Below are 7,327 nucleotides of genomic sequence, written 5' to 3'. Positions count from 1 at the left end.
TGCGCGGGTACGGCATCCCGCCCTACCCCCGGGTGATCCCGGCGAACACCCGGAACGTCAAGCCCGTCGTCACCGACATGCTGCGGGCCGGGATCGACTCCTTCATCTACGCCGGCTACGCGCAGGGGCCCAGGCCACGACCGTGCCCCGGCGGGGATGGCCCCCCGTGCGCCCGTCCCCCAGCCACTCGAGGCAGGAGCTCACCAGGCACCGGTAGTTGGTGCGGCTCGCGTTGTCCGACTCCAGGTCCCTGCCGTACCCCGGGCCCTGTTCGTGCGCCAGCGCCACCCATGGTTCGAGCACCCGCAGCGCGATGTCCGGGCCGCCGCTGCGCAGGGCCCCGAGGAGCAGGCCGAACCGGTGGGAGCCCTCGGTGAAGTACGGGTTCTCGCGCATCGCCACGCGCAGCCTGGCGTCGGTGTCCTCCAGGGTCACGAGGGCGTCCCGCCGGTGGCCCTCCATCAAGTGGTCCTCGAACGTCCACTCCAGCAGGTGGAAGCGGACGAGCAGGGCCAGATACACGTCGTTCTCCCGCTCCGCCCCGGACAGCAGGGCATCGAGTTCCGCCCGTCGCTCACCGTGCTGCCACGGCCAGGCGTACCGGGGATACGTGCCGCTCCCGCACTCCCCGCAGCGGCGCGGGATGCCGGGCCGGGGATCGGGGAAGTACCCGCTCCCCCCGCAGTCCGGGTCGTCGCAGTGCCAGCCGGCGGCCAGGGCGCCCGGTGGCGCCTGGTAGCCGTCCCTGGTGGGTGGCAGCTGCCTGGGTCCCAGGAGTCTGTGCAGGATCTCCATCGGCTCCCCCTCCTTCCGTTCGCGCCCCGGCCGCGGCCGGGATCGCCTCTCAGCCGACCTTGGCGTGGTGCTCGTTCGTGGAGTTCGGGCAGACATAGCCGGAGTTGCCGCACCGCCCGCACGTCGTCCAGGAACCGACCTTTCCCGCGCACTTCGGGCAGCGGATCGCCCGTACCTTCTTGCGGCAGCCGCGGTCGGCGCAGTAGGTGTCCTTGTCGCCGGTGTAGCGCACGCCGGCCTCCGTTCCCGTAGTGGATGAACGTCCTGTCGAAGTGGATGGACGTCCCGCCGAATCCCGTGGTGGACGGGTGTCCTGTCGAAGTGGCCGCCCGTGGGCCGGCCGCCGCCTCACGCCTCGGCGGCCCGCACCGCCCGGTCGCGCGCGGCGCGTTCGGCGACGGTGAGCCGGCTGATCCGGCCCGAGCGGCTGCCGGGCCGTACGCCCCACGGCGAGGAGGGCTGCCCTCTGAGCAGCCACACGGCGAGCGTGATCTCCCAGCCGAACGCCTTGACCGCACTGGTCGCGAACCACTCCGGGCTGATGAGCAACAGCCCCGGCGAGATGCCGTGCCAGAACGAGCCCCCCGCCCGCCCGTTGAAGGTCCACAGCGCGAACGCCACCCCGATCACATGCCCGAGCGCCAGAGCCGTCTCCATCGTTCTCTCCCCCTGCTGCTTGCCCAAGTGCCCGTGCACACGGGCCGGTTCACCGTTGGTACCGCGCGGGGGACGCCGTGCCCCGGTGCGTTGCACACCTCGTCGGGCGGTGCAAGAGAGACCCCAGGGCTGCGGGAATTGGGGTATGGCGGTGACATTTGTCGTCCTTGCCCCGGTGCCGTGCGGGTCCTGCCAGACTGGCCGTATGGACGCACAAGCGGCGGCCGGCGCGGGTGCCGCACTGGGACGACGGGCCCGCGTCGCCTGGCTGTTACGGGTCAACCGCCTGCTGGCGGAGGAGAAACCGCTGAGATCGCTGCCGGCCTTCTCGGCGGCCTTCCACGGCGGGATGTACGACCGCGAGGTGAGCACCAGTACCGTATCGCGCTGGGAGACGGGGCGAACTCCCGTTCCCTGGCGGGCGGTTCGCCGCTACGAGGAGTTGCTCGCGCTCCCCCGCAACACGCTCACCGCCACCGCGCGCACGGTGTGGCGGTACTGGGCACCGGGTCCCGTCCTGGACGTCGACCCGGCGGGCCCCGCCGCGAGGCCGCTGGAGGATCTGCTGGAGCAGGCGGTGTCCGGCGACGTGATGACCGGTGACGACTGGGACCAGTTGACGGACGGCCTGTGTGCGCGTCCCGACGCGGTGCTGATGCCGTCGGGCACCTGGTCCGCGCTCGCCGAGCGCCTCGTCGAGGAGATGGTGATCGCCGACGACCTGCCGTGGATGCTCCGCTTCGAGTCCCTCAACCGGCTGTTGAACCACCGGCGGGGCGGCCGTACGGTCATCGCCGTGTGCGGCGGGATGGCCGCCGGCCGGGCCCGGCTGACGGCCACGGAGATCGTCTGCGCCCTGGACAACTGCGGTCACCCCGACGCCGCCGACCTGGTGCTGAGTGAACTCGCCCGGCCCAGCGGGCCGTTGGCGCATCGCGGCGCGGTCATGGCGTGTTTCCGCAAGGTGCGGTACCGGCACTTCGACGAGGACCAACTGCGGACCCTCGTCCGGGCGGTGCGGGACTCCACCGGTACCGGCCCGTTCGGCGATCAGATCGAGCCGCTGCGCGGGCATCTGTCCGCGGTGCACCCCGAGTACGCCCGCGCGGTACTGGGCCGCCGCGGCACGACACGGCGACCTGGAGACGGGGCCGGGGCCGGGGCGGATCCGGATGCCCGCGCTCTCGTGTCGGCGGCCGTCCGCAGGGTGACCGCGCGGCTCGGCACGGTCGATCCCGACCGGACGTGCGATCCCGCGGTACCGGCCGTGCTGATCACCGAGGCGCTGGCCAGTCCGCTCTTCGACGTCCGGCTCTACGCCGCCTTCCTGCTCGCGGCCACCCCGTACCGCCCGGTGCTGGCGGACGCGCTCGCGGCGGAGCTGGTCCGCCCCATGGCGGTCCGGCACGAGGAACTCGCGGTGGTGCTGCTGGAGGGGCTGCGCGTCCTCGGCGACCACCGTCACCGCGGGCTGCTCCAGCGGCTGGCGGTCCTGCCGAGCGTGCCGCGGCCCACCGCGTACGCCGCGGTGCGGGGCCTCGGCCATGTGGCCGCCGACCGCTCCACGGGCGACTTCCTGCGGGGTGCCGTCGCCCACCACCACGCCGCGTGGCTGAACGACCGGGACCCGGTGACCGCGGCCACGCTGGAGAGCCTGGTCTACGCGCTCGGCATGGCCTCGCGCGACGACCTGCTCACCGCGATCCTGACGGGGGCCGACTTCCTTCCGGTGGCCCGCACGGCCGCGGCCTGGTGGCTGGACATCCCGGGCCATCGGCGGGCCAGCGCCCTCCTGTAGCCCCAACTCCCCTTCACTGCGCCCGAATCGCATCGGCCGGCGAAGTCCGCAACGCCTGCCGCGTAGGCAGTTCGATGGTGAGGAAGGCGATACCGGTGACCAACACCGCGAGCCCGGGCAGGAGCCAGACCGGCCCCGCCGGCCAGGGGTGGCCGAGGAAACCCTGGCCCAGGAGGGCGAGAGGGATCACGGAGAGCAGCAGTGCCGCGGTGAGCGCGGTGGCGGCCGTCATCGCGGCCTCGCGGCGCATCATCGCGCGGATCTGGCGGGGGGTCGTGCCGTTGAGGCGGAGGGCACCCAGCTCGACCCGCCTCTGAGCCGTGGCCGCGACCAGCTTGTTGGCGATGCTGAGCAGCAGGTAGACGAGCAGGACCACGATCATCGCGAGGTTGATCCACACCTCGGGCGGAGCGTCCTCAAGGCCGCCGGGGGAAGGGGAGTTGGCGGGTCCGAGGGTCAGGCCGGGGCGGGCGGCGGCGAGGGCCGCGAGGTTCTGCCGGGCCTTCGCCGTGCCGTCCGTGCGGATCAGGAGGGACTGGTCGAGGGCCGTCGTGGTGTGCCCGGCGGCCAGGTCGTGGGACAGCACCACCGCTCCGAAGCCGAGGCCCCGCCCGTACACGGCGACGACCTTCGCGGCGACGCGGGTGCCGTCCCCGAGGACCAGATCCACCGTGTGCCCCACCGTCGCGGAACGGGTACGGGCGACATCACTGCTGACGGCGACGGTCGCCCCGGTGAGCCGGCTCAGGCTGCCGTCCCGTACGTCGAGGTCGAGGACGCCCGCCGCGTCCGGCGTGAGGATCGTCGCGGCCCCCGAGTCGACCGCCGGGTCACCGAACTCCTTGTACTCCCACACCACGGTGGTCGTCCCGACGGGAGCGGCGGCCCGTACGCCTTGCGTCTTCCGTACGGCGGTGAGTGTGCCGTCGGGCAGGCCGCCCAACCCCGGTGCGCTCAGCCGGAGTTGGGCCAGGGTTCCGGTACTGGTGTCCTGCGCGGTGGCGGCCAGGACGGTGGTCTGGGTGAGGGTGTACGTCAGCACGAACACGACCGCCATGGCCAGCGTGGAGACGATCCCCGCGTTGCGCAGGGCGTAGGCCCGCAGGTTGGCCATCGCCAGCCAGGTCGGCGCGGAGGTGCCGGACCGGGTCATACGGGCTGCCGCGCCGCCGATGCCCCGCACCAGCGCCGGGCCGGCCAGCGCGAGGCCGATCACCCCGATGATGCCGGCGAGGGAGGTCGCCGTAGCGCCGATGACCGTGCGGGAGAAGAGCGGCAGCGCCGACATGACGGTCGCTACGACCATGACGGCCACGCCGATACGGGTCCGGACCCGCGACGGATCGCGCGGCTCGCTCCGCGACTCGGCGACCGCCTCGGTGGCCGGCATCCGCGAGGTGCGCCAGGCCGAGCAGCGGGCCGACACCTGGACGGCGAGCATCATGAGCACGATCGCCGCGAGCGCGGGCAACGGGCTGAAGGTCAGCGGCAGTTCGGCCGGGACGACCCCCCGGTCCGCGAGCAGCCCGCGGAACTGTCCCGCCAGCAGATACCCGAGCCCCACGCCGGGCGCCACGGCCACGGCGGCCACGACGGTGGACTGCGCGGCGGCCAACCGCCGGATCTGCTTCGGAGTCGCCCCGACGGCCCGCATCAACGCCAGGTCCCGCCGCTGCCCACCGATCGCCACGGCCAGCGCGCTCGCCATCACGAACCCGGTGATCAGCAGCACGATCCCGGACAGTGAACCGGCGAGCAGCACGAGCAGCAACCGCGAAGCTCCGGCCCCGGGTGCCGCCGCGTCCCCCCGCTCGGCCCCGGTGACGACCAGCAGCCCGGTGCCGGTGCCCTTCAACTTCGCCCGGACCTCAGCGGCGACCCGCCCCTCGGCACCGGGCGCGGTGCGCAGGCCCACGAGATCAACACGGTCCGCGCGACCGGCCAGACCCGACATCTCTACGGCCGTCTCGTCGGCGAAGTAGACGCCCGCGCCCGGCGCGTCGACCACCGCCGATACGCGATAGCCGCTCGCGGGGCGGGAGTTGACGACGACCTGGACACGGTCACCCTGCTTGATACCGGCCGCGGCGGCGGTGGCGCTGTCGACCGCGACCTCGCCGGAAGAGGTCGGCGCGCTCCCGGTGACCCGCGCATTCGCCAGCAGCTTCGTCGAGGACCAACCGTGCCCCGCCACCTGAGGATCCTCGGACGACGACGGTACGACCCGACCGTGCGCGTCGACGAGAGCCGCCGGGAAACCGATGTCCCCGACCGACGCGGTCACGCCCGGCAACTCACGCAGTTCACGGACCAGTTGGGCCGGGATCCTACGGCGTTCCGGCAGCGCGAGTGGGAGGTCGCCGGCCGGGTGGAACTCCTGGTCGGCCGCGACCACTATCGACGCTCCGGCGAGGCGGCCTGCGGGGAGGTGGGAGCGGAGGCCGGACTCGGCCAGAACACCCGTGGCGGTGATCAGCGCCGCGCCGCCGAGGACCGCGCAGGCCACGGCGATCAGCGCGGTGACGCGGTGCCCGACCATCTGTATCGCGAGACGGAACATGGCTCAGGCCCTCCCCAACTCGACGAGACGGCTTGCCAGTTCGTCGGCGGTCGGGGCCTTGAGGGCGTCGACCACCCGGCCGTCGGCCATCACCAGCACGTGGTGTGCGCGGGCGGCGGCGGCCGGGTCGTGGGTGACCATCACGACCGTCTGACGCAGGTCGTTCACGAGATCGCGGAGGAGGTCCAGGACCTCGTGGGCGCTGCGCAGGTCGAGCGCGCCGGTCGGTTCGTCGGCGAACACGACCGCCGGGCGTGCCACCAACGCCCGTACCACAGCGGCCCGTTGCTGCTGGCCGCCGGACAGCTCGGCCGGGCGATGACTCAACCGGTCGGCCAGCCCGACCCGCTCCACCAGCGTGCGCAGCCAGTCGCGGTCCGCTTTGCGTCCCGCCAGCCGGAGCGGCAGCGTGATGTTGTCCTCGATGGAGAGGGAGGGGATCAGGTTGTACGCCTGGAACACGAACCCCACGCGCTCACGCCGCAGTTGGGTGCGCTTGGTCTCGTTCAGCCCGGCGATCTCGTGACCGTCGATACGGACACTGCCCGACGTCGGGGAGTCGAGCCCGGCGGCACAGTGCATCAGCGTGCTCTTGCCGGAGCCCGAGGGGCCCATCACCGCGAGGAAGGTGCCGCGTTCCACGGTCAACGACACGTCGTCCAGGGCGCGTACGCCTCCGGGGTAGGCCTTGCTGACGCCCTCCAGGGCGATGGCGGCGGTGGCCGTGACGGTGGCCGCGGTGTTCATCGCCGGCCCCGCAGGTTGCGTACGACGAGGGTGCCCGCGCACAGGACGGTGACCGCGCCGCACACCAGGTGCACCCAGGTGTCGGCGCCGCCGAAGGAGGCCGCCATGTTGGTGAGCGCGCTGGCCACGACCACGACCCAGAGGAGGGTGCGGGCGATGGCCCCAGGGGTGAGCCGGTCGTCGGGATCGGTGGTCGTCGCATTCGTCATGAGGGCTTCTCCCGTGGTGCTGAGCGGTGCCGTCCGAAGAGGTCCGGCTGTCGTCACCGACGCTATGGATCAGCACCCCTCGCGGCCGATCCCGCAGCCCGCCCGGTTCGGGGTACAGCAGGCTGTACTCCCCGCTTCCTCCGTCTACGAAGAACTCCCCTACGGCATAGGGTCGTTCGCATGACAGCGAGCACGAGCGAGGCGGGCGGTGGGGCGGGCCGTGGGGCAGCCGCCCGACGCGAGAGCCTCAAGGACATCGCGCTACGGACCCTGAGCGCCGCAGGCCGAGCCGTCGGCCAGCTCGCCTCCGGGCTCAACACAGCTGTGCTCGCTGTCCTGTTGGTGTTCTGGCTGGCCCTCACAGCTGTGACGAGCGTGGTCGGGGCGTCGGTGCACTCGACGGCCGTGTAGACGGCGTTGCCGTTCTCCGAGGAGATGTTGCCCGCGGTGTCCGACATGTCGGGCGAGGCCGCGTCGATCAGCGGCTAGCGGCCGGACTGCCAGGAGCTGAGCGTCGCCGACGCCACCGGGGTGCCGCGGCGCAGCAGCCGGTCCTGGAGC

8 protein-coding genes are annotated in these 7,327 nt (G+C 72.8%); 2 read left to right on the top strand and 6 right to left on the bottom strand.

Annotated features, from left to right (window positions below):
• Positions 1-102 precede the first annotated feature (102 nt).
• The 3 genes from ACNFOC_RS47740 to ACNFOC_RS47730 all read right to left on the bottom strand — a co-directional run bounded on the left by ACNFOC_RS47740 (position 103) and on the right by ACNFOC_RS47730 (position 1,452).
• A complete protein-coding gene (locus tag ACNFOC_RS47740; RefSeq protein WP_416965261.1) occupies positions 103-795 on the bottom strand; it encodes a hypothetical protein in 693 nt (230 codons plus the stop codon).
• A gap of 49 nt (positions 796-844) precedes the next feature.
• Positions 845-1,027, bottom strand: coding sequence for a hypothetical protein (locus ACNFOC_RS47735; protein ID WP_416965260.1), 183 nt, complete (start codon positions 1,025-1,027; stop codon positions 845-847).
• A gap of 116 nt (positions 1,028-1,143) precedes the next feature.
• Complete coding sequence (locus tag ACNFOC_RS47730) at positions 1,144-1,452, bottom strand: hypothetical protein (protein ID WP_416965259.1); 309 nt, start codon at positions 1,450-1,452, stop codon at positions 1,144-1,146.
• Positions 1,453-1,657: 205 nt separating this feature from the next.
• Here ACNFOC_RS47730 and ACNFOC_RS47725 point away from each other — a divergent pair, with 205 nt between their 5' ends.
• Positions 1,658-3,250, top strand: a complete 1,593-nt coding sequence (locus ACNFOC_RS47725) for an XRE family transcriptional regulator (protein ID WP_416965258.1) — start codon at positions 1,658-1,660, stop codon at positions 3,248-3,250.
• A 13-nt stretch (positions 3,251-3,263) separates the two neighbouring features.
• On the opposite strand, the gene ACNFOC_RS47720 is transcribed toward ACNFOC_RS47725, so the two are convergent.
• The 3 genes from ACNFOC_RS47720 to ACNFOC_RS47710 are packed head-to-tail and all read right to left on the bottom strand — an operon-like array spanning position 3,264 to position 6,766.
• Positions 3,264-5,810 carry an ABC transporter permease gene (locus tag ACNFOC_RS47720; RefSeq protein WP_416965257.1) on the bottom strand — a complete coding sequence of 849 codons (2,547 nt, stop codon included), beginning with the start codon at positions 5,808-5,810 and terminating at the stop codon, positions 3,264-3,266.
• A 3-nt stretch (positions 5,811-5,813) separates the two neighbouring features.
• Positions 5,814-6,557 carry an ABC transporter ATP-binding protein gene (locus ACNFOC_RS47715; protein ID WP_416965256.1) on the bottom strand — a complete coding sequence of 248 codons (744 nt, stop codon included), beginning with the start codon at positions 6,555-6,557 and terminating at the stop codon, positions 5,814-5,816.
• Positions 6,554-6,766 carry a hypothetical protein gene (locus ACNFOC_RS47710; RefSeq protein ID WP_416965255.1) on the bottom strand — a complete coding sequence of 71 codons (213 nt, stop codon included), beginning with the start codon at positions 6,764-6,766 and terminating at the stop codon, positions 6,554-6,556. Before ACNFOC_RS47710 ends, ACNFOC_RS47715 begins: the two co-directional genes overlap by 4 nt.
• A 180-nt stretch (positions 6,767-6,946) precedes the next feature.
• Here ACNFOC_RS47710 and ACNFOC_RS47705 point away from each other — a divergent pair, with 180 nt between their 5' ends.
• Positions 6,947-7,177: a hypothetical protein gene (locus tag ACNFOC_RS47705; RefSeq protein WP_416965254.1), complete on the top strand. Its 231-nt coding sequence runs from the start codon at positions 6,947-6,949 to the stop codon at positions 7,175-7,177.
• Positions 7,178-7,327: the final 150 nt, after the last annotated feature.

Origin of the sequence: Streptomyces colwelliae (genome assembly GCF_048158785.1) — a bacterium.
Lineage (GTDB): Bacteria > Actinomycetota > Actinomycetes > Streptomycetales > Streptomycetaceae > Streptomyces.
The sequence above is the reverse complement of the archived record's forward strand: the minus strand, read 5'-3'. Positions and strand labels throughout refer to the sequence as shown.

Bases quoted from the DNA above. Each gene is read 5' to 3' on its own strand.
- ACNFOC_RS47740 (WP_416965261.1), bottom strand. From the start codon at position 795: ATGGAGATCCTGCACAGACTCCTGGGACCCAGGCAGCTGCCACCCACC.
- ACNFOC_RS47730 (WP_416965259.1), bottom strand. From the start codon at position 1,452: ATGGAGACGGCTCTGGCGCTCGGGCATGTGATCGGGGTGGCGTTCGCG.
- ACNFOC_RS47725 (WP_416965258.1), top strand. From the start codon at position 1,658: ATGGACGCACAAGCGGCGGCCGGCGCGGGTGCCGCACTGGGACGACGG.
- ACNFOC_RS47720 (WP_416965257.1), bottom strand. From the start codon at position 5,810: ATGTTCCGTCTCGCGATACAGATGGTCGGGCACCGCGTCACCGCGCTG.
- ACNFOC_RS47715 (WP_416965256.1), bottom strand. From the start codon at position 6,557: ATGAACACCGCGGCCACCGTCACGGCCACCGCCGCCATCGCCCTGGAG.
- ACNFOC_RS47710 (WP_416965255.1), bottom strand. From the start codon at position 6,766: ATGACGAATGCGACGACCACCGATCCCGACGACCGGCTCACCCCTGGG.
- ACNFOC_RS47705 (WP_416965254.1), top strand. From the start codon at position 6,947: ATGACAGCGAGCACGAGCGAGGCGGGCGGTGGGGCGGGCCGTGGGGCA.